Source organism: Pseudomonas sp. H3_D04 (assembly GCF_054669175.1).
Window position 1 is genome coordinate 2,575,361 of record NZ_CP162801.1, and the last position, 20,547, is coordinate 2,595,907.

At 60.6% G+C, this 20,547-nt stretch carries 19 protein-coding genes; 15 read left to right on the forward strand and 4 right to left on the reverse strand.

The annotated features are described in order from the left end of the window. The first annotated feature begins 77 nt into the window (after nucleotides 1-77). The 12 genes from AB4N91_RS11950 to AB4N91_RS12005 all read left to right on the forward strand — a co-directional run bounded on the left by AB4N91_RS11950 (nucleotide 78) and on the right by AB4N91_RS12005 (nucleotide 13,729). Nucleotides 78-2,354, forward strand: coding sequence for a PAS domain-containing sensor histidine kinase (locus AB4N91_RS11950; protein WP_083376748.1), 2,277 nt, complete (start codon nucleotides 78-80; stop codon nucleotides 2,352-2,354). 4 nt (nucleotides 2,355-2,358) lie between these two features. Beyond that, on the forward strand, nucleotides 2,359-2,994 hold the full coding sequence (locus AB4N91_RS11955) for a response regulator transcription factor (protein WP_010460308.1): 636 nt from the start codon (nucleotides 2,359-2,361) through the stop codon (nucleotides 2,992-2,994). Nucleotides 2,995-3,072: 78 nt separating this feature from the next. Beyond that, nucleotides 3,073-4,161, forward strand: coding sequence for an AI-2E family transporter (locus AB4N91_RS11960; protein WP_083376750.1), 1,089 nt, complete (start codon nucleotides 3,073-3,075; stop codon nucleotides 4,159-4,161). Further along, a complete protein-coding gene (locus tag AB4N91_RS11965) occupies nucleotides 4,158-4,889 on the forward strand; it encodes a hypothetical protein (RefSeq protein ID WP_154911703.1) in 732 nt (243 codons plus the stop codon). The genes AB4N91_RS11960 and AB4N91_RS11965 overlap by 4 nt, the downstream gene beginning before the upstream one ends. 21 nt (nucleotides 4,890-4,910) lie before the next feature. Continuing rightward, the gene (locus tag AB4N91_RS11970) at nucleotides 4,911-5,375 is read left to right on the forward strand and encodes a MaoC family dehydratase (protein WP_010460302.1); all 465 of its coding nucleotides are present in this window, start codon (nucleotides 4,911-4,913) and stop codon (nucleotides 5,373-5,375) included. A 102-nt stretch (nucleotides 5,376-5,477) separates the two neighbouring features. After that, a complete protein-coding gene (locus AB4N91_RS11975) occupies nucleotides 5,478-6,662 on the forward strand; it encodes a patatin-like phospholipase family protein (RefSeq protein WP_042932066.1) in 1,185 nt (394 codons plus the stop codon). Nucleotides 6,663-6,730: 68 nt separating this feature from the next. Next, entirely contained in the window at nucleotides 6,731-8,020 is a 1,290-nt protein-coding gene (locus AB4N91_RS11980) for an NAD(P)/FAD-dependent oxidoreductase (RefSeq protein WP_460112485.1), read from the forward strand. Between the two features lie 25 nt (nucleotides 8,021-8,045). Next, nucleotides 8,046-8,600, forward strand: a complete 555-nt coding sequence (locus AB4N91_RS11985) for a helix-turn-helix domain-containing protein (RefSeq protein ID WP_010460296.1) — start codon at nucleotides 8,046-8,048, stop codon at nucleotides 8,598-8,600. Between the two features lie 20 nt (nucleotides 8,601-8,620). Continuing rightward, on the forward strand, nucleotides 8,621-9,961 hold the full coding sequence (locus AB4N91_RS11990; RefSeq protein WP_460112486.1) for a glutamine synthetase family protein: 1,341 nt from the start codon (nucleotides 8,621-8,623) through the stop codon (nucleotides 9,959-9,961). 348 nt (nucleotides 9,962-10,309) lie between these two features. Then, nucleotides 10,310-12,871, forward strand: a complete 2,562-nt coding sequence (gene nirB / locus AB4N91_RS11995) for a nitrite reductase large subunit NirB (RefSeq protein WP_010460292.1) — start codon at nucleotides 10,310-10,312, stop codon at nucleotides 12,869-12,871. After that, complete coding sequence (gene nirD / locus AB4N91_RS12000) at nucleotides 12,871-13,248, forward strand: nitrite reductase small subunit NirD (RefSeq protein ID WP_010460290.1); 378 nt, start codon at nucleotides 12,871-12,873, stop codon at nucleotides 13,246-13,248. The genes nirB and nirD overlap by 1 nt, the downstream gene beginning before the upstream one ends. A 40-nt stretch (nucleotides 13,249-13,288) precedes the next feature. Then, entirely contained in the window at nucleotides 13,289-13,729 is a 441-nt protein-coding gene (locus AB4N91_RS12005) for a CBS domain-containing protein (RefSeq protein ID WP_010460288.1), read from the forward strand. 28 nt (nucleotides 13,730-13,757) lie between these two features. On the opposite strand, the gene AB4N91_RS12010 is transcribed toward AB4N91_RS12005, so the two are convergent. The 4 genes from AB4N91_RS12010 to AB4N91_RS12025 all read right to left on the reverse strand — a co-directional run bounded on the left by AB4N91_RS12010 (nucleotide 13,758) and on the right by AB4N91_RS12025 (nucleotide 17,828). Further along, nucleotides 13,758-14,402: an MliC family protein gene (locus AB4N91_RS12010; protein ID WP_010460286.1), complete on the reverse strand. Its 645-nt coding sequence runs from the start codon at nucleotides 14,400-14,402 to the stop codon at nucleotides 13,758-13,760. A gap of 141 nt (nucleotides 14,403-14,543) precedes the next feature. Beyond that, nucleotides 14,544-15,821, reverse strand: coding sequence for an NAD(P)/FAD-dependent oxidoreductase (locus AB4N91_RS12015; protein WP_010460284.1), 1,278 nt, complete (start codon nucleotides 15,819-15,821; stop codon nucleotides 14,544-14,546). Nucleotides 15,822-15,892: 71 nt separating this feature from the next. Beyond that, nucleotides 15,893-16,840, reverse strand: a complete 948-nt coding sequence (locus AB4N91_RS12020; RefSeq protein ID WP_010460283.1) for a dihydrodipicolinate synthase family protein — start codon at nucleotides 16,838-16,840, stop codon at nucleotides 15,893-15,895. 61 nt (nucleotides 16,841-16,901) lie between these two features. Then, complete coding sequence (locus tag AB4N91_RS12025; protein WP_010460281.1) at nucleotides 16,902-17,828, reverse strand: 4-hydroxyproline epimerase; 927 nt, start codon at nucleotides 17,826-17,828, stop codon at nucleotides 16,902-16,904. A gap of 278 nt (nucleotides 17,829-18,106) precedes the next feature. Here AB4N91_RS12025 and AB4N91_RS12030 point away from each other — a divergent pair, with 278 nt between their 5' ends. From AB4N91_RS12030 to AB4N91_RS12040, 3 genes are all read left to right on the forward strand, one after another. Then, entirely contained in the window at nucleotides 18,107-18,874 is a 768-nt protein-coding gene (locus AB4N91_RS12030; protein WP_169857753.1) for an AraC family transcriptional regulator, read from the forward strand. 154 nt (nucleotides 18,875-19,028) lie between these two features. After that, on the forward strand, nucleotides 19,029-19,649 hold the full coding sequence (locus tag AB4N91_RS12035; RefSeq protein ID WP_010460277.1) for a dTMP kinase: 621 nt from the start codon (nucleotides 19,029-19,031) through the stop codon (nucleotides 19,647-19,649). A gap of 357 nt (nucleotides 19,650-20,006) precedes the next feature. Then, a complete protein-coding gene (locus tag AB4N91_RS12040) occupies nucleotides 20,007-20,423 on the forward strand; it encodes a hypothetical protein (RefSeq protein ID WP_460112487.1) in 417 nt (138 codons plus the stop codon). Nucleotides 20,424-20,547: the final 124 nt, after the last annotated feature.

Genomic DNA, 20,547 nt, shown 5'->3' on the forward strand with positions numbered 1-20,547 from the left:
TCTTCTGCCTCCAAATGAATGCGGCGATACCTCTAGCGCCGGTATATTCTTGGCTCTCCCGACAATGCGGACCTGTGATGACCCTGACTCCCGTTCGATTGCACAGCTGGTTGCGCCTGCAGCGCGAGGGCGTGTCCCTGGCCGCTCGGGCGGATGCGTTGTGCCGTGCGCTGCAGGAATGTCCCGAGGTGCGGCGGGCGGTTTACCTGAGCTGGCAACCCAGCGCGCGAATTTACAGCCACGAAGGCGCCGCCCAGCATTTCCCGCCGGGCCTTGGCGATCCGTCGCTGGCCAGCGATCAGCTGCTGTTTGATCGGCTGGGCGAGACCGGGCGCCTGGACCTGGCCCAGGTGCGGCAACTCGATTGCTGGCTGTCCGGCCGATTACGCCGCGCAGCCATCAGCCATGGCCAGGTGTTTGATCTGGCCTTGCAGGCGGGGCAGTCAGGCCTGTTGCTGGTGGAAGTCTGCGACGGCGTGAGTCTGGACTGGCTGGGTTGGGTGCAGGATTTGTTGACCACCTTGCTCAGCAGCGTCAACGGCATGCTGCGGGGGTCTCCGCTGTTGGGGCACGACCCACAACCGAGTCTGTTGCTCGATGCGCAGGGCCGACCGCTGGAGTTCAATGCGGCGCTGCTGGCCCTGCTCGCGGAAAAGCCGCTGACCGAGGTGCTGGGCTTTTTGCCGGTCAATCATCGGGTGTTGGTGCGTGCCTGCCTCGACCAGCAACGTGCCATCGAAGGGGTCGAGGCCCAGTTCGAGGCGCAGATTCTGATCTGGACGTTTATCCCCGATCCCCAGGACAACCGCGTGCTCGCCCGTTGCCGCGACGCCACGGTACAAGTATTGGCCGAACGCGAAGCCGCCACGGCCCGCCGGTTGTACCGGCTGATCATCGAGAACACCACCGACCTGATTTCCCGGCACACCCCGGACGGGCGTTTTCTCGATGCCTCGCCGGCATCCTGGACATTGCTTGGCTACTGGCCCGAAGAGTTGCGCGGGCAAATGGCCCAGGGCCTGTTTCACGGCCAGGACCTCGCCAACCTGGTGCAGCGTGCGCGGGACGCGCTGGAGCAGGACGGTTATCACACCATGACGTACCGCATTCGCCACCGCGCCGGGCATTACCTGTGGTTCGAAACCGCCAGCCGGGCGATCCGTGAAACCTACACCGGCGCGGTGGTCGAGGTGGTCAGCGTGTCCCGGGATATCACCGCCCGGGTACAGGCCGAAGAAAACAAGCGGCGCCTGGCGGAAGTGGTCGAGGCCAACACCGATCCGGTGTTGTTCATCGACCCTGACGGGCAAGTCACTTACCTCAACCCGGCCGCACGGCGCATCCTCGATATCGACGAGCAACAACCGATGCCGGCCCTGGCGCAGCTGTTTGCCAGCGCTGACCTGACGCGCCTGCAACGTGACGGCTGGAGCAGCGCCGAACGCGACGGCGTGTGGAGCACCGATGCACGGTTGCAACCGCCCGGTGGCGGCACGTCGGTGCCGGTGTCGCTGGTGCTGCTGGCGCACCGTTCGGCCGGCGGCGAGCGCTATTACTCTTTGGTGGCGCGGGACATGACCGAGCGCGAGTTGCGCGAGGTACAACAGCGCCGCCATCAAGACGAATTGGCACACACGGCGCGACTGGTCACGCTCGGCGAGCTGGCCTCGGGCATTGCCCACGAAATCAACCAGCCGTTGGCCGCCGTGGTCAATTACGCCAATGCCAGTCAACGCTATTTACAGACGCTCGACACCAACCCCGAGGCCGCCGAACGCGTGGCGAAAGGGCTGCAACGCATCACCCATCACGCCACCCATGCCTCGGAAGTGATCAAGCGGTTACGGGCATTTCTGCGCAAGGGGCAGCGGCGCATGCAGGCCCTGAATTTTACCGACGTCGCCCGTGAGGCCGTGCGTTTGTGTGCCTGGGAAGCGAGCAATTGCCAAGTGACAATCGAGGATCGACTGCCGGATAATCTGCCGCCCGTTTATGCCGACCGGGTGTTGCTGGAGCAAGTGCTGCTCAATCTGCTGCGCAATGCCATCGACGCCAATCGCGAACAACATCCGGGGCAGCCCTCGCTGATCGTGATGACGGCGGAGCAGGGTGGTGGTGCCACCGTGGAAATCCGTGTGCAAGACCAGGGGCCGGGCGTCAGTGAGCCCGAACTGGAGCAGATATTTACCCCGTTCTATACCAGCAAGGCCGATGGCCTGGGCCTTGGCTTGTCCATGAGCCGCAGCATCATCGAAGGTTTCGGCGGTGAATTGCAGGCTCGGCGCCAACCGGTCGGGCTGCTGATGGGTTGCCGCTTGCCGCTTGCCGGCCCAACAAAACAACAACAGGAATAACGCAATGGCAGGTGTGACTGAGCACGTGGTGTATGTGGTCGACGATGACCAGGGCATGCTCGATTCAACGGTCTGGCTGTTGGAATCGGTCGGGCTCAAGGCCTTGCCCTTTACCAGTGGCGTGGAGTTTCTCAGCGCCTGTGATGCCACGCTCGACGCCTGCGTGCTGCTGGATGTGCGCATGCCCGGCATGGGCGGGTTGAACGTCCAGGAAGAAATGCGCGCTCGGGAGTTGAACCTGCCGATCATCTTCGTCAGCGGCCACGCCGATGTGCCCATCGTGGTGCGCGCGTTCAAGGCAGGCGCCCATGACTTCATCGAAAAACCCTACAACGAGCAGTTGTTGCTGGACAGCGTGCAACAGGCGCTGAGCAACTGCGCGGCCAACCGTTCGGGTAATCAGGGCCATGACGCCTTGCAAGCCCGTTTGCTGACACTGACCCCCCGCGAGCGCGATGTCTTGCTGCCGCTGGTGCAGGGTTACACCACTCGGGAAATCGCCGAGCAACTGGGCGTCAGCGCAAAAACCGTCGACCTGTATCGCTCACGCGTGATGAAGCGCATGCAGGCCAGCAACCTGCCGGACCTGGTGGGCATGGCCATTGCCGCCGGACTGGTCGATCCACTGAAATTGCGTTGAGGCCTCACGCCGTGTATTGAGCGTCTATGCTGGGCTAACCGATCCGCTACCGTTGCAGTGATCTGCAAGGAGCCACCCGTGGAGCCCACACCCTTTACCGAGAAAACGCTGAGCCGCACCCTGCTCGATGTAATGATTCGTGCCGGGTTGATCGCGGTGCTGGTACTTTTCTGTTTCCAGATATTCAGCCCGTTCCGCGACTTGATGTTGTGGTCGCTGATCCTGGCGATCACCCTCTATCCGCTGCAAGAGCGACTCAGGGGGAGCCACAAACCCGGGCACGTCGCGACGCTGATCATTCTGATCGCCATCGTCATCCTGATGGTGCCGATCTACCTGCTGGGCACCTCGATTGCCGATTCGGTCGAACGGGCGATGGACGTCGTCAAGGGCGGCGGTTTTCACATTCCACCGCCGGCCGAGTCAGTTGCCAGTTGGCCGTTGGTGGGCCGGCCACTCTCTGATCTGTGGCTTCAAGCCTCCACCAATCTTCCCGAGCTGACCGCCAAATACGTACCGCAAATCAAACACGTCAGCCTGGGCCTGTTGGGTAAACTCGCGGGTGTCGGCATGGGTTTCCTGACGTTCATCTTCGCCTTGATCATTGCCGGGATTTTCATGGCCCATGGCGAAGGCGGCAGTCGCGCCGCGGTCCAGATTGCCTCCAGAGTCAGCGGTCCGGCACGGGGCCCGAAAATCGCTGAACTGTGCACCGCCACCATCCGTGCGGTGGCGTTGGGCGTGGTCGGCATCGCGTTCATCCAGATGCTGCTGGTGGGCCTCGGCTTTGTCTTCAAGGGCATCCCCGGTGCCGGTCTGCTGGCCTTGGCGGTGCTGCTGCTCGGCATCATGCAATTGCCGGTGACGCTGATTACGCTACCGGTGATTGCCTTCGTCTTTGCCACCGAAGGCGCCAGCACCGCGACCATTATTTTCGCCATCTATGTGTTCATTGCCGGCCTGGTGGACAACGTCCTCAAGCCCTTGTTGCTGGGGCGCGGTGTCGACGTGCCGATGCCGGTGGTGTTGATTGGTGCGTTGGGCGGCATGGTCACCAGTGGCATCATCGGGCTGTTCATCGGGCCAGTGGTCCTTGCCGTCGGCTATCAATTATTCTGGCAGTGGGTGCAGGATCGACCATCGGAAACAGGAGGGCCGCCACTGTGAATGCGCAGGATCATCCACTGCTGGATCAGGTGCTGATCGCCCATGGCGGTCTGGACCGCTGGAACAGCTTCAACACTGTGCGCGCCACCCTGGTGACCGGCGGCTCGCTCTGGGCCGCGAAAGGGCTGACCCAAGACAGCGCCCCTCGCCAGATGACCGTTTGGCTGCATGAACAGAAAGCCTCGGTAACCCCCTTCGGTGGCCCGGATAAACGGACAGCCTATTCACCCGATCGAATCGCCATCGAAGCCACCGACGGGCAGGTGATCGCCGAGCGCCGGGCGCCCCGGGAATCCTTTGGCGACCACACCGAAAACACCCCGTGGGACCCGCTGCATCGCGCGTACTTCAACGGGTATGCGCTCTGGTCCTACCTGACCATGCCTTTTCTGTTCAAGTGGCCGGGGGTGGTGACCGAGGAAATCGAACCCTGGCAAGAAGCAACCGAGCGCTGGCGCCGCTTGCGGGTGCACTTTCCCGAAAGCATCGCCACGCACTGCGCCGTACAGGATTTCTACTTCGGTGAAGACTTCCTGCTGCGGCGACACGACTACAACGTGGATGTCAGTGGTGGTATGCCTGCCACCCAATATGTGTCTGACTACATCGAGGCTGACGGGCTGCGCATGCCCGGCAAGCGTCGTGCCTACCGACGCGGGAAGGACGGCCTGGCTGACATGGATGCCTTGCTGGTAGCCATCGATCTCAGCGAAATCGGCTATTCCTGATGCGCTGCGCAGGGAACAATCATGACCGTACATGCCTGGGAAAAACTCTACCTCGATGACCTGAGCCTGGGTCAGCAGTTCGAAAGCGACAGCGTGCGGGTCCATCGAGCGTCGATGCTGGCCTTCGCCCAGGAGTACGACCCGCAACCGTTTCATCTCGACCCTGAAGCTGCCGAGTTGAGCCTGTTCCGCGGCCTGGCCGCCAGCGGCTGGAACACCGCCGCCCTGACCATGAAGCTGCTGGTGGACAGCGTGCCGTTGGCGGACGGCATCATCGGGTTGGGCATCGAGCTGAGCTGGCCGACACCGACTTACCCCGATGACCTGTTGCGCCTGCAATGCACCGTGCAGGCCATCGACCCGTCCAGCTCCAAACCCGACCGGGGCGTAGTGACGATGTTCATGGAGACCCTCAATCAGAATGACAAGGTGGTGCAGAGAGCCACCGGCAAATTGCTGGTCTTCAGGAGACCGCCGCCTGACTGAAAAGTAGTCATGGGTTTTAGGGGGCGCGCATGATGGCGGAGGCCAGTTTTCACCGAGTCAGTCGAGTGCGCTCTGTCGATGGCAGGGACCGGAGGAGGCGTCGTGAAACCATTTCTGCCCAGGCCCAGCGCCTCAACAATGAACATGTTGCGTGAAGGGTGCCTGCAACGCCGTGATGCGGTGCCGCAAGACCTGACGGAACAAGCAGTCATTCCGGGCATCCCGAATGCGCGCTACTGGCTGGACCGGGACCTGACGGCGTTCATCGTGGATGCGAGCCTGGCCAACGATCGCGAGGTCGAGGCGCTCGCCGACACAGAGTTGCCGACCGATGCGCTGCCACTGGCTTACTACCTGGCCATTTCGGGGGGCGGCGACGCCGGCACCTTCGCGGCGGGCATCATCGCCGGCTGGAGCTTGCATGGGAGCCGACCGCCTTTCAAAGTCGTCACCGGCATCAGCGCAGGTGCCCTGGTCGCACCGTTCGCATACCTGGGGCCTGAGTATGACCCGGTCATCCTGGGGATCTGCAGCGCAATCGGTCCGAAAGATGTGTTCCATGCGCGAAGTGTGCTGACCCGCCTGGCCAGCGACGGCATCGCGGACAGCAAGCCCCTGGCGCGCCTCATTGCCAAGTACATCACCGCCGACGTGTTAGCGGCCATCGCTGCGCAATACGCCAAGGGACGACTGCTGATGATCGGCACCACCGACCTCGATGCCGGGCGGCCCGTCACCTGGAACATGGGCGCGATTGCTTCCAGCGGAGCACCGGGCGCGCTGCACCTGTTTCGCAACATCATGATCGCGTCGATGAGCATTCCCGGTGCCGTTTCACCGGTCATGATCGATGTGGAGGTCGACGGCCAACAGTTTCAGGAAATGCACGTGGACGGAGGCGTCCTCACTCAGGTGTTCCTTTACCCGCCGGGCACCGTGATGGCGTTGAACAGCGTGGCCGGCGCGCGTATCCGCCGTGCCCGGCATTTCTATGTCATTCGCAATGGCAAACTGGAACCGCAGTGGTCCGGTACCAAGCGCCGGACCTTGAGCATCGGCGGGCGAGCCATCAGCACCTTGATCCAGACCCAGGGGATCAGCGACCTCAATCACATTTACCGGATCGCCCAGCAGGACGGCGCAGATTTCAATCTGGCGTACATCGGCGCGGATTTTATCTGCCCGCGCAATCAGAAATTCGATGGCGAGTACATGAAGCGTCTGTTCGATTACGCCTTTCAACTCAGCGCGCAAGGCTACCCGTGGCATAAATCGCCGCACACCTGAGTTGCCTGCATGAAATTTATGCTGTAGTTTTTCATGAAATTATAAAAATATAATTTCATGAGGCTTGTATGTTTCAGCAGTCCACGCAGCATGTCGCCAGCTATTACGCCCACAGTTGCGCTGATCGCCTGACCACCCGACCGGCGCTTGCCGGTGAGCAAACCACCGAAATCGTCATCATCGGTGCCGGTTTCAGCGGCCTGCATACTGCGTTGCGCCTGGCTTTGGCTGGTAAGCGGGTGACGCTGCTGGAAGCCAGCTGCGTGGCATGGGCCGCGTCGGGCCGCAATGGCGGGCAGGCCATTCTCGGCTGGTCGTGTGACATGCCGCCGCTGGAAGCAGCGTTGGGCTACGAGCGTGCGCGGCGGTTGTGGGACGGCATGCGCTGGGCTGCGCAAGAGCTGCGTGAGTTGCCGGCTCGCCATGGTTTCGACTGTGATTACCGCGCTGGCCATTTGTGGACATCGGTGATGCCCCGTCGGGTTGGTCTGCTGACGGAGTGGCAGCACGAAGCCAGCCACAAATGGGGCCACGATGGCTTGCAGTTCATCCGCCGTGAACAGTTGCCGGAATGGGTGGCCAGCGAGCGCTATCAGGCCGGGCTTTATGACCCTGAAGGCGCGCACCTGAATCCACTGAAACTGGCCCTCGGCCTGGCCGCCGCCATTGAGCGTGCGGGCGGCCGTATCCATGAACAAAGCAAGGCGTTGAGTTATCGAGAGGAGGGCGGTCAATTCCTGGTAAACACCGAACGCGGATCGATTCGCGCGGATGTGCTGGTGCTGGCCTGCAATGCCTATCTCGACGAGCTCGACCCGCAGCTGGCCAGTTGCGTGTTGCCGGTGGGCACTTATCAAGTCGCCACCGCGCCCCTGACGGCCGAGCAGGCCACGGCGCTGTTGCCGAGCAATGTCTGCGTCACCGACAACCAGTTCGTCCTCGACTATTTCCGTCGCACGCCGGACAACCGCTTGCTGTTCGGCGGTGGATGCACGTATCTGGGTGGGATGCCCAGGGACATTGCCGGCGCAACCCGGCCGTTTCTGGAACGGGTTTTCCCGCAGCTCAAAGGCGTGAAGCTAGAGTTCGCCTGGGGCGGGCACATTGACCTGACGCTCAAACGCACCCCAGACATCGGTCGCAAGGGTGATCGCTACTGGCTTCAGGGGTATTCCGGGCATGGCGTGCTGCCCACACTGGCCGCTGCCCGCGCCGTGTCCGACGCGATTTTCGGCCAGAGTGATGAACTGGCGTTGTATCAGGGCTTGAGTAACCCCAGCTTCCCCGGCGGTAAATACCTGGCGGCGCCGCTGGAAGCCATCGGCAAGGCGTGGTATCGACTGCGCGACAGCATTTGATGAATCACTTGGCGGAATTCCAGGCATGAACAAGCAAGAAGAAATCGCCGCGCTGGCGATCCTGATTCACGATCTGCGCAAGCATAAGAAGTACACCTTGAAGGATCTGGCTGATCAGATCGGTCGTTCCGTCGGCTTTCTCTCACAGGTCGAACGCGGCCTGTCACGACCCACCGTGGCCGACCTGACGGCGATCAGCGAAACCCTGGGCGTGCCGACCACCTATTTCTATAGCCTGCCCAAACCCAAGGAACTGCCGTGGGTCACCCGGCCGGATGAACGCCGCACGTTGTACTACGCCAACGGCATCACCGACATTCTGGTGTCGCCGAAGATGCGGGCTTCGTTTTCCATGCTCGAAAGTCACCTCGAAGCCGGCGCCAGCAGTGGCGAACGGCACTTGAGCGACAGCTCGGAGCAGGGCGGCTACGTGCTCGAAGGCGAGTTGACGCTGTGGTTGGGTGATGACGACGCCGTCACCTTGCAGGCCGGCGACAGCTTTCAGTTCGACAGCCATACCCGTTGCCGCTACGGCAACCTCACCGAGCACCTCACGCGAGTGCTCTGGGTCTACACCTGATCACCACAATAGGACCAACCATGATGGACGCTGATCTGCTGGCCGAGGTGCACGCCTTTCGCCAACGCTACCCTGATGTACGTTATGTCGACCTGATTTCCCTGGACATTCCGGGGCACTTCTACGGCAAGCGCTATCCCGTGGAGATGCTGGAAAAGGTCGCGTCCGGCAGCGCGCTGAAACTGCCGCAAAACTGTGTGCTGCTCGGTGTGCAAGGCGGTTTGTTCAAAATTGGCGACTACTGCTTTAACGACGGAGACCCGGATGCGCTGCGCCGCCTGGTGCCCGGCACACTCAAGCCGGTCAGCTGGGAAGCACAACCGCTGGGGCAAATGCTGATCACCTCGGACGGCACCGAGAAGCCGATCGTGTTCGAGCCGCGCCAGGTCCTGGCGCAGGTGTTGGACAGGCTCGCCGGCAAAGGCATCCATCCGGTGGTGGCGTTCGAGCTGGAGTTCTATCTGTTCGATAAAAAGCTGCGCGACGGACTGCCGCAATTCCCCCGGGATGATCTGACCGACGATGCCGACGATCAGCCGAACATGCACATCGAGCGCCTGTCACGTTTTGCGCCGGTGCTGGATGAGATGGTCGAAGCCTCGCGGGCCCAAGGCATCGATACCACAGTGATCACCGCCGAGCTTGGCCCGGGCCAGTTCGAGATCAATTTCGGGCATCTTGATGATGGCTTGCGAGCGGCGGACTGGGCGGCCTTGTTCTGTCGCAGCACCCGTGGCGTGGCCCTGAAACACGGTTATCGCGCCAGCTTCATGGCCAAGCCTTACTTGCAGCACCCGGGCAGCGGCATGCATGTGCACGTCAGTCTGTATGACGCCGCCGGCAACAACCTCCTCGCCGCGAATCAGCAGCAATCGTTGCGTCATGCCGTAGCCGGTTGCCTGGAATTACTGCCGCATTGCATGCCGATCTTCGCGCCGAACCAGAACGCCTTTCGCCGTTTGGGCGGCACCACCAACATCGCCACCCGGGCGAGCTGGGGCTTTGAGGATCGTGATGCGTGCCTGCGCATTCCGGAATCGGATGCGAAAAACCTGCGCATCGAATATCGCCTGGCCGGTGCCGATGCCAACCCGTACCTGGTGCTGGCGGCGATTCTGGTGGGACTCGAACAGGGCCTGGAAGCAGGCAACGAACCGATCCCGCCGCTCAATAAAGACCGCAACAGTGGGGTCGACTTCCCGCTGGAGATGCTCGAAGCGGTGCGCGCCATGCAGCATCAACCGCAGCTGCGCGAAGGGCTGGGAGCGGAGTTCGTAGACGTGTATTGCGAGAACAAGCGCCAGGATCATCTGGCGTTCATGCAGGAGATCAGTGCGCGGGAGTATCGCTGGTATCTATAAGCCAAGCGTGCGAATGCACTTTAATAAAGCTTTCGTGCGGTGGCATGCACTAAGCCAAGGCAGAAACCGCCACGTTGATCTCCTTAAAGTCCCGGAAGGTGCCGTAAAACACTGACATTCAGCGCTTGGCACAATCGCTGCATTACATCGATCAGGCCCACCGTGAACGCAGTCGAGTGGGCAGCCCCTTCGGTCAACGACGATCGATTCGTGGGCAACATCGGTGGGTCAGGCATAGACGTCTGGTTTCAACACCGCAAAAGAACAGGCAAAGACGCCTGGAACCGCAAGGTTTCAGGCGTTTTTTTTTGCTTTTTGAACCGTGATGGGCTTAGTCGGGTACTTCTTATGAATTCCAATGTCGCCGCGTTGAACAAGCTGCAAACGCTGATCGTGATCGGTAACGGCATGGTCGGACATCATTGTGTCGAACAGCTGATCGAGCGCGGTGCCCTTGATCACTATCGGCTGCACGTTTTCAGCGAGGAGCCGATGCGCGCCTACGACCGTGTGCACCTTTCCGAATACTTCACCGGACGTGATGCCGAGTCGCTCGCCTTGGGTGAAGCCTCGTTGTACCAGACCCCGGGCGTCACCTTGCACTTGGGTGTGCCGGTCCTGGAAATCGACCGCGCCCGCTGCCAGGTGATCACCGCGCAAGGCTGCGTCGCCTACGACAAATTGGTGTTGGCCACCGGTTCCTACCCGTTTGTGCCGCCGATCGAAGGCGCCGAGGGCGATTCGCGCCTGGTGTACCGCACCCTTGAAGACCTTGATGCGATCCGCGCCGCTGCGGCCAATGCCCGACGTGGCGTGGTGGTCGGCGGTGGCTTGCTCGGACTGGAAGCCGCCAATGCCCTGAAAAGCCTGGGCCTGGAAGCTCACGTGGTGGAATTCGCGCCGCGCCTGATGCCGGTGCAGCTGGACGAGCAGGGCGGTCGTGCACTCAAGGCCCAGATCGAACGCCTCGGCGTCGGCGTGCACCTGTCGCGAGGCACTCAATCGATCAGCCCAGGCGAGGAATATCGCTATCGGATGAATTTCGCCAATGACGAATTTCTGGAGGCCGACCTGATTGTGTTTTCCGCCGGGATCCGCGCCCAAGATACCTTGGCCCGCCAGTGCTCGCTGGAAGTCGGCCCGCGCGGCGGCGTGGTGGTTGACGACCAATGCCTGAGCAGCGATCCGAACATTTATGCCATCGGCGAGTGTGCCGCGTGGAATGGCAGCATTTTTGGCCTGGTCGCCCCGGGCTACCAGATGGCGCGCGGCGTGGCTGCACGGCTGTGCAACGAAGTCGCCGAGCCGTTCAAGGGCGCGGACATGTCGACCAAGCTCAAGTTGTTGGGCGTTGACGTCGGCTCCATCGGCGATGCGCATGGCAACACGCCGGGCTCGCGCAGTTATCAATTCATCGACGAAACCACCGCCAGCTACCGCCGATTGGTGGTGGATGCGACAGGCAAGCACGTACTCGGTGCGGTGCTGGTCGGCGACAACAGCTATTACGACACGCTGCTGCAATACATGCAGAACGCGATTGCCTTGCCCGCGGAACCCGCCAGCCTGATTCTGCCCTCGTCCGAAGGCGCGCCGACCCTGGGCCCGGGCGCGTTGCCCGAATCGGCCACAGTGTGCTCGTGCCACAACGTCACCAAGGGCTCCATTTGCTCGGCCATCGACGGTGGCTGCACCGACCTCGGCCTGCTCAAGTCGCAAACCAAGGCCTGCACAGGCTGCGGCGGTTGTGCCGGGTTGCTCAAGCAGGTTTTCGAACATGAGCTGATTGCCCGCGGCGTCAGCGTCGACAAAAGCCTGTGCGAACACTTTGCCTATACCCGTCAGGAGCTTTACGCATTGGTACGGGTAGAAGGGGTGATCACCTTCGAAGAACTGCTGGCCAAACATGGCCGTGGCCACACCGGTTGCGACGTGTGCAAACCGGCGGTGGGCTCGATCCTCGCATCGTGCTGGAACCAGCCGATCATGGACGCCTCACTGGTGCCGCTGCAGGACACCAACGACACGTTCATGGCCAACATGCAGAAAAACGGCACCTATTCGGTGGTGCCTCGCATCCCAGGTGGCGAGATCACCGCCGACAAACTGATCGCCATCGGCGTGGTGGCGAAGAAATACGACCTCTACACCAAAATCACCGGCGGTCAGCGTATTGATTTGTTCGGCGCGCAGTTGCACGAGTTGCCGGACATTTGGGCCGAGCTGATCGAAGCCGGTTTCGAAACGGGGCACGCCTACGGCAAATCGACCCGCACGGTGAAGTCCTGCGTCGGCAGCACCTGGTGCCGGTATGGCGTACAGGACAGCGTGAAAATGGCCCTGCTCATCGAGGACCGCTACAAGGGCCTGCGTTCGCCGCACAAGCTTAAGTTCGCGGTGTCCGGTTGCACCCGTGAGTGCGCCGAAGCCCAGAGCAAAGACGTGGGCGTGATCGCCACCGAGAAAGGCTGGAACCTGTACATCGCCGGCAACGGCGGCATGCGACCGCGTCACGCCGAACTGTTTGCCACCGACCTCGACGATGAAACCCTGATCCGCTACATCGACCGTTTCCTGATGTTTTACATCCGCACCGCCGACAAATTGCAGCGCACCTCGGTATGGCGTGAAAGCCTGGAAGGCGGCCTCGACTTCCTCAAGGAGGTGATCATTAACGACAGCCTCGGCCTGGGTGAAGAGCTCGAATCGCAGATGCAGTTGGTGGTCGACCGCTATGAATGCGAGTGGGCCAACGCCCTCAAAGACCCGGAAAAACTCAAGCGTTTCCGTACCTTCGTCAACGACAAACGCCCGGACCCGGACATTCACTTTGTCCAGGAGCGCGGTCAGCGGCGTCCGATCATGGCCGCCGAACTCAACCTTATCCCTGTCACCGAGGAGATTGCCTGATGAGCCAGCCCACTACCCGACGCATTGCGCCCCTGGAAAACACCGCCGCCTGGCAAACCGTCTGCGACCAACAGGACCTGGTCAGTAACTCCGGCGTGGTCGTCTGGCTCGACGGCGCACAAGTGGCGCTGTTCTACCTGCCCGGAGTCGAGGGGCAGACCCTCTACGCCATTGACAACCATGACCCGCAATCCGGGGCGAATGTCATCGGGCGCGGGTTGATCGGAAGCATCAAGGGCGACCTGGTGGTGGCGTCGCCGATCTACAAACAGCATTTCCGGCTCGAGGACGGCAGTTGCCTGGAGTACCCGCAACAGCGTTTGCGGGTCTGGCCGGTGCGGTTGAACGGGGGGAGGGTGGAGGTCGCGGCGGTTTGAAGGCCATTAACTGCATCACGCAATCGAATCGGAGCCACGTATGAAAACAGCCGCACAGTTGCTCAAACTCAAGGTCGTGCAGAACCGTCAGGTGCATAGCATCGCACCTGATGAAATGGTGCTGGAGGCCCTGAAGCTCATGGCCGAAAAGAATGTCGGGGCACTTCCCGTCATCGACAAAGGCCAGGTGGTCGGGGTGATCAGCGAGCGTGACTATGCCCGCAAAGTCGTGCTGCAGGGGCGCTCTTCAGTGGGGACGCCAGTGCGCGACATCATGAGCTCGCCGGTAGTGACTGCGCCGAGTCAGCAAAGCATCGAGCGCTGCATGGCCGTCATGACCGACAGTCATCTGCGTCATTTGCCGGTGGTGGAAGACGGTGAACTGATTGGCCTGCTGTCGATTGGCGATCTGGTCAAGGAAGCCATCGTCGAGCAGGCCGATCTGATTCGGCAATTGGAGCATTACATTCGCGGGCACTGAGACGGTGGGTGGTTTTGCGCCAAAGCCATCAACTGACCGGTTCGACCGTACAGCTCATTTCCCGTGAGCCTGGCTTCTGGAAAAGCACCGCGTTGCCGTCTTGCCAAAAGCTGTAATTGCCCTGGTAATCCTTGCCGGTGTATCGAGTGCCCGAATCGCTCGGCACCTGGCTCAGGGTGATCGCGGTGTTGGCCCATTTCAGGTACACGACACCCGGCTGCGTACTGAAGAAAGTGGCAGTAATCAGCGTGTTAAAGCCTGCACAACGAAACGCCAGGGGGCCTTCGGTGAGTCGGTCTGGATCCTTGGTTCTCACGATGGCCGAGCCTTGGCGAAGCTGGTGCGCACGCTCGGCATAACTGCGGATGATGCACATCTTTTGCTCCGGTCCCGAGGCACACCCATTGCGGGCATCGATCCAGAACTGCTGGTCGATGATGACTTTGTCCGGGGGCGGAACTGAACGTTCATCGGTGAGCGCCAGGCGATAAAGACGCGTCAGTTCGATGTCCATCTGCGTCAGTTGTGGATCGCGACAGATAAGCTTTTCGACGGAGACCCTGGTCTTGGCGCAGTCGATGCCGGGAGGGGACGCAGCGTGGGCGCAGGTGCTCGCCGCCGCGCACAGGCTGGCAGCGAACAGGCATCTGAACAGGGCCGTGACCGTTTTCATGTTGGCTTCACCCAGATCATTTTGGGATGCCCGGATTGCCGAGGACCTGGCGATCCGTTGAACAGTCATTCGTTTGCATGGGTGTACGCAGTGTATGCCAGTGTTTGAAACTTGCCACACCCGCCCGGCGGCGGGTGACCTTCAGAATCGATCCAACCTGTAGGGCGCAATGTCCGGTAATTCATGGGTATGAGGCGCAGGCGAAGCCAGTTGCGCGATGAGTTCGGCTGTGACTGCGGCCTGTGTCAGGCCTAGGTGCTGGTGACCGAAAGCGAGCAGCACTTTGCCGTCGCACACCCGGTCGATGATCGGCAGGGAATCCGGCAAGGACGGGCGAAACCCCATCCACGGCGTCGCCGCCTCAGCGTTCAAATCGCGCTTGAACAGACCTTCACTTAACCGGTGCAACTGCCAGGCACGCTCCATCACCGGCGCTCGGTCGAGGCCGGCAAACTCGACGGTGCCGGCCAAGCGCAGTCCATCGGTCATCGGGGTCATGATGAACTTGCGCTCCAGCGAGGTGACGGCGAACGGCAGCCGTCCGTGTTCATGGGGCAACATCAGGTGATAGCCGCGCTCGGTATCCAGCGGTACTTTTTTGCCGGTCAGCGCTGCCGTCAACTTCGCGGAGTGAGCACCGCAGGCGATCAGGGTCTGGCGTGCGGTGAAACGGCCCTGGTCGGTGATAAGCGAGACGCCGTGCTCATGCAGGTGTGCGCCCAGGACCTGGTGCTTGAGGAAGTGCACGCCGCAGGCTTTGGCGGCATGGACCAGTTCGCAGACCACTCGGTAAGGGTCGAGAAAATGACCGGTGCGCGGGAAGAACAGACCGCCCTGAATTCGCTCGCTGAGTTGTGGCGCCGCCTCGCGCACCGCGTTGGCCTGCCAGTAGTCGACCGGTACGTGTTGATGGCGCATCCGAGCCTGTAGCGCTTCGATTGCTTTATGCGAGTCCGCCCGTTCGAACACCAGCAACGAGCCGTCTTCGCGCAGCAGATGGGGGCGGGCAATGTCCTCCAGCAGTCGGTGCCAGGCGCCCAGGCTGCTTTCGTTGAGTGCGCGCAGGCCGGCGATGGTTCGTTGGAAGGGGGCATGTCGCAGGTTCAGCAACAGGCGAGTGAACCAGGGCAGAGCGCGTGGCAGGTATTTCCAGTCCAGGCGCAACGGCCCCATTGGGTCTGTGAGCATGGCGGGCAGACGTTTGAGGATGGACAGGTCGGCGATAGGAAACACCTGTTCGGTCGCCAGGTGCCCGGCATTGCCAAACGAGGCGCCCCGGCCAGGGTCTTGCTGGTCGAGGACCACCACCCGCAGACCCTGACGTGCCAGCCGCACAGCGCAAGCGACGCCGATGATGCCGGCGCCGACCACGGCAATGTCAGCGATGTCGTGCGGGTTGTGTGCAGCAGGCAGAGTCATGGCGCTTTCCTGGAATAAGTGGCCCGGCTGCAAAGCCGGGCGGGTTTACAGCGGGCGCAGTCAGGGTGGGATCAGGCAACGTTCTGCTCGGCCGACCAGTTTTTGTACCACTGGCGGAACAACGTGTACTGAGTCTCGGCATAGCGCCGTTGGGCATCGCTGAGCGCATCGGTTTCGTTGAAGTGCAGGGTGTATTCCTTGTCGCCATTGAGCACCATCAGGTGCTTGTAATAGAGCACCAGATCGCAGCCCTCATCGAAGGACGACAGCACCTGCAGCGCAGATTCCAGCTCTTTGGCCAGGCGGCGAGCCGTGGCGTCACCCTTGGCCGCCTGCTTGCTGAGGGCCACCAATTGCAGCACTTCGCGGGGCAGCGCGTTGCCGATGCCGGTGATAGCGCCGGTGGCGTTGCAGTTGACGAAGCCATGCACCACTTGGGTATCGACACCGACCATCAGGGTGACGTCATCGTCCTTTGACGTGATGTTTTCGGCGGCGTAGCGCAGGTCGGCAGCACCGCCGAACTCCTTGAAGCCGATCAGGTTCGGGTGTTCGCGGCGCAGTTCGAAGAACAGCTCGGCACGGGTGGCGAAGCCGTAGTAAGGACTGTTATAGATCACCGACGGCAGATTTGGAGCAGCCTCCAGAATCGCCGCGAAGTGAGCTTTTTGCGCGGCCGGCGAGGCACCCCGGGAGAGGACGCGAGGGATGACCATCAGGCCCTGGGCACCGACCTTGGCCGCATGCGCCGCGTGGGAAATCGCTTCACGACTGTTGACGGCACCAGTGCCGACGATGGTCGGAACGCCGGCAGCGACCAGACGCGCCACACCTTCCTGGCGCTCGGCTTCGGTGAGCAGAGGCCAGTCACCCATGGAACCGCAATACACGACAGCACTCATGCCGATATCGATCAGTTCGCGACCTTTGGCCACCAGCGCGTCGAAGTCGGGTTTGCGCTCGGCGGTGCAAGGGGTCATCAGTGCAGGCATGCAGCCAGTGAAGATGTTTGCGCTCATTGTTGGCACTCCTAGAAGCGTTTATTCAGCTTGATTGAGGTGGGGAATGCAGCGTGTTCGCTCAAATGCCCCACGCGAAGGGGTCCTGTTCGTCGATCAGCAGCGTGCTGTCGGCGGTCATGAAGGCCTGGCCGGTAATGAACGGGCGGACGCGTTCGCCTTCCCATTCGTAACTGCCGACGAATTGACTGGCGGTGATGCTGGCTTGTACCCAGGGCGCACCCGCGGTCAGTTTTCCATCGACAGCCAGGCATGCCAGTTTGGCGCTGGTGCCAGTGCCGCAGGGCGAGCGGTCGTAGGCTTTGCCCGGGCACATGACGAAGTTGCGGCTGTCGGCCTGGTCGTCGTCGGCAAACAACTCGACATGGTCGATGACGGCGCCGTCTTCGCCATGGATGCCTTGGGCTTCGAGGGCCTTGAGCATCGCCCAGGTGTAATCGGTGAGCGCTTCGACGTTATCGAGTTGCAACACTTGCCCGTGGTCGGACACCAGGAAAAACCAGTTGCCGCCCCAAGCGATATCGCCGTAGACGCAGCCGTGCCCGGGGACGTCTACCGGCACCTGTTGGCGATAGCGGTAGGCGGGCACATTGCGCAGGGTCACCGTGCCGTCTTCATGCAGCGTCGCGCTGACCGGGCCGACCGGCGTGTCGATCTTGTGCACACCCGGAGCGATGTGCCCCAAGTAATGTAACGAGTTGACCAGGCCGATGGTGCCGTGACCGCACATGCCGAGGTAGCCGGCATTGTTGAAGAAGATGACGCCGCAGGTGGCATCCGGCGAGACCGGCTCGCAATACAGGGCGCCGACCAGGACATCGTTGCCCCGGGGCTCCAGCAGGCAGGCCTTGCGCCAGTGGTCATGCTGATCGCGCAGGGCATCACGCTTCTCGATCATGGTCTGGCCGGGCAATTGGGGAAATCCGTTCATCACCAGGCGAGTCGGTTCGCCGCCGGTGTGGGAGTCGATGACATGTACTCGTTTCATGAACCCATCCTTTAGAAGTGTGCCGGTACGCCGGTTGCCACCACCAGGCCACCGAACCTGCGGATAGAGTGAACGCGTCAGGGGCGATAGCGATTGATGTTTTCCATGAATGCAAATGACGAAATCAGCACAATCCTTGTGGCCTCGACACGGGGTAAACCTTGGGGCAATCTGCTTGCGCGCGCCTCGACAACGGCTCCGAAGTGAAGGCCAGTTGCTGAGCGGAGAGGGCGCAAGGGAGGATTTTTGCTTGTCCGCAGAGTGGGAGAACAAGCGTCATGACGCAGAACGCATTGGCGATCCTGTGCCAAGGAAACGACCTGAATCGCCCCGATACCCTCGAAGAATTACTGGCGGGCGTGGCACTGCTGTTGCCGATGCTGGACGTGATCCCCAATGCCGCGATCTTTATCAAGGACATGAAGGCGCGTTATGTCATGGCCAATAGCACGCTGGTTCAGCGCTGCGGGTTGAAACAGTTGCAACCGCTGCTTGGCAAAACCAGCGCTGAAGTCTTTCCAGCACAATTGGGGCCTGGCTACACCGAACAGGATCGTCGTGTACTGGAGCAAGGCTTTGTTCTGGAAGACCAGTTGGAATTGCATTTATATGGGAGTCGAGAACCCGGTTGGTGCCTGACGCATAAACGCCCGTTGTATAACCGCAGCGGTGAAATCATGGGCCTGGCGGGAATTTCGGTCGATCTGCAATCGGCCAGTGATGCTCACCCGGCCTATCAGCGCCTGGCGGCGGTGGATGAATACATTCGCGCGCATTTCAATCGCCGTATCACCTTGGGCGAACTGACGCGGATCGCCGGTATTTCGGTGGCGCAACTGGAACGGTATTGCAAGCGAGTGTTCCACCTGACGCCACGGCAGATGATTCAAAAGATTCGACTGGAACATGCGCACCGACTGCTGCACACCGACATTCCCATTACCGACGTGGCATTGCAGTGCGGCTACACCGACCACAGTGCGTTCACACGACAGTTCAAGGCATTGACCGGGTTTACGCCGCGCCAGTATCGACAGGTGTCATGAATGCATCGGGGGACATTCATTCGCCAGAAACTAAGTTAGAGTGCCCATCAGTGTCTGCTCATAAGGGCCCTGCACTCGATTCGGGTAGTCGCGCCAAGCGGTTCCAGCGAACGAACAGGGCAAAAAAAACCGTGTATCAATCGTTATGTGAAGAATGAATCGTCCGCTGTTTGTTTCTCTAGATGGGCCCAAGGGAGCCGGCAAAACCACACTGTTGGAGGCCGTCACGAAAGTACTGAGGGCAGACAACAAAAAAGTGATCCGGCTTTGCGAGAAAAAAAGCGATCCCTACAGGGGTGAAACAATGGCCCTCGTGAACAAACTCGTCAGAAATCCCAGCCGGGATCTGGAGTTGGAAGTTTGTGAGCGCTTCGCCGATAGCCGTGCCTGGATCTCCCGGCACGTGCTGACTAAACAACCACCAGGCAGCATCATCTTGATTGATCGCTGGTATCCATCTGATGCCGCGTTTCGCCGGATAATCCCGTTTGCAGAGATTCTGCAGTTGAACATTGATCGAAACGTGCGAGTGCCAGACCTGCATGTCGGAGTTGTCACCGCCCCTGATATTTCATGGGCGAGGGCAGCGGCACGACAGCGTGGGCTGAGCAGTACTGTGATCCATCGGTTGGAAGAACATGTCGCTTGTACCCAGGCGTTCGAACGAGCGATTGCAGATCACGGCTGGGTTTTATGCCGTAATGAAGGAACGATCGAAGCCGCAACGATGCAGGTGGTTTCGCAGATCAATGGCGTCCTTCGATGTGCCCTGTAGACGAAGTTCGCTGCGCCGGTCTTGCGGCGCTGACAGTTTTTACGTAGCAACGACTTCTTCAAGAAGGTGCCCGCGCTTTTACACACACGCACACACAGCCTGGGCCAGAGGTCGGCAATCGAAAGCCTATGCGGGAGCAGCGTTGATTAGCTGTTTGAAATATTACATTTCTGACAGCTAACCGGCAGTAGGCAGTCCATGGGCTAGAGTGAAGTACCAACGTAGCTATTCAAAGGGCTTGCAGATGAACTTAGCCATTGATGCTATTGCAAACGTGATTGGTGGAAACGACAGTGAGATCTAATTGGCGTTGGAAATTGCATCCGCGATAGCTTCACTCAGCCAGGAGCACTTGAGATGACAAACACCCAAAAGTTGCTGTTCGCTTTAGGATCCGCAATAGCACTGCCAGTCGCCACATGCCTTGCGCAAGCGGAAGAGCCGCAGATCAAGACGCTCACCTCACCGAAAGATCCAACGGAAAGCGCAGTTCTAATAGGTAGAGTCATCAACGACGGGCTGACAATCCAGTTGGAGCTTGAGGGCGCCGAAGCTATGTGGATGCAGATGGGAACACCTGCTCAGTGGAGTGAACATGTTCCCGCAAAGAACGAGCGGTATCATATTGAGATCAAGGTGACGGACAACGCAACCAAGACGCGACTCCCGTACTCCACGGTTACCTTCGCTGCGACGAACAAAGCCAATGGAAAGAGCGTAGAAACGATTCTACCGCCGATGTGGGGCTGCATTACTCTGAAAACAGCCCCTTAGCTGGTGATGGTGTTTACGCCGCCACGGTCACTGTTGGTGTTCCAACGTTCGCTCGTGAAATGCAGGACAAAGACCTGTGGTCGAAACCGGTAAACGCCCACTTTCACTTCAAATTGAAGGAAGG

What these genes read in the sequence shown, in the direction of transcription:
- AB4N91_RS11980 (WP_460112485.1), top strand. Translation starts at nt 6,731, where the DNA reads ATGTTTCAGCAGTCCACGCAGCATGTCGCCAGCTATTACGCCCACAGT.
- AB4N91_RS12020 (WP_010460283.1), bottom strand. Translation starts at nt 16,840, where the DNA reads ATGAGCGCAAACATCTTCACTGGCTGCATGCCTGCACTGATGACCCCT.
- AB4N91_RS11955 (WP_010460308.1), top strand. Translation starts at nt 2,359, where the DNA reads ATGGCAGGTGTGACTGAGCACGTGGTGTATGTGGTCGACGATGACCAG.
- AB4N91_RS12015 (WP_010460284.1), bottom strand. Translation starts at nt 15,821, where the DNA reads ATGACTCTGCCTGCTGCACACAACCCGCACGACATCGCTGACATTGCC.
- AB4N91_RS12030 (WP_169857753.1), top strand. Translation starts at nt 18,107, where the DNA reads ATGACGCAGAACGCATTGGCGATCCTGTGCCAAGGAAACGACCTGAAT.
- nirD (WP_010460290.1), top strand. Translation starts at nt 12,871, where the DNA reads ATGAGCCAGCCCACTACCCGACGCATTGCGCCCCTGGAAAACACCGCC.
- nirB (WP_010460292.1), top strand. Translation starts at nt 10,310, where the DNA reads ATGAATTCCAATGTCGCCGCGTTGAACAAGCTGCAAACGCTGATCGTG.
- AB4N91_RS11970 (WP_010460302.1), top strand. Translation starts at nt 4,911, where the DNA reads ATGACCGTACATGCCTGGGAAAAACTCTACCTCGATGACCTGAGCCTG.
- AB4N91_RS11950 (WP_083376748.1), top strand. Translation starts at nt 78, where the DNA reads ATGACCCTGACTCCCGTTCGATTGCACAGCTGGTTGCGCCTGCAGCGC.
- AB4N91_RS12025 (WP_010460281.1), bottom strand. Translation starts at nt 17,828, where the DNA reads ATGAAACGAGTACATGTCATCGACTCCCACACCGGCGGCGAACCGACT.
- AB4N91_RS12035 (WP_010460277.1), top strand. Translation starts at nt 19,029, where the DNA reads ATGAATCGTCCGCTGTTTGTTTCTCTAGATGGGCCCAAGGGAGCCGGC.
- AB4N91_RS12005 (WP_010460288.1), top strand. Translation starts at nt 13,289, where the DNA reads ATGAAAACAGCCGCACAGTTGCTCAAACTCAAGGTCGTGCAGAACCGT.
- AB4N91_RS11990 (WP_460112486.1), top strand. Translation starts at nt 8,621, where the DNA reads ATGATGGACGCTGATCTGCTGGCCGAGGTGCACGCCTTTCGCCAACGC.
- AB4N91_RS12040 (WP_460112487.1), top strand. Translation starts at nt 20,007, where the DNA reads ATGACAAACACCCAAAAGTTGCTGTTCGCTTTAGGATCCGCAATAGCA.
- AB4N91_RS11985 (WP_010460296.1), top strand. Translation starts at nt 8,046, where the DNA reads ATGAACAAGCAAGAAGAAATCGCCGCGCTGGCGATCCTGATTCACGAT.
- AB4N91_RS12010 (WP_010460286.1), bottom strand. Translation starts at nt 14,402, where the DNA reads ATGAAAACGGTCACGGCCCTGTTCAGATGCCTGTTCGCTGCCAGCCTG.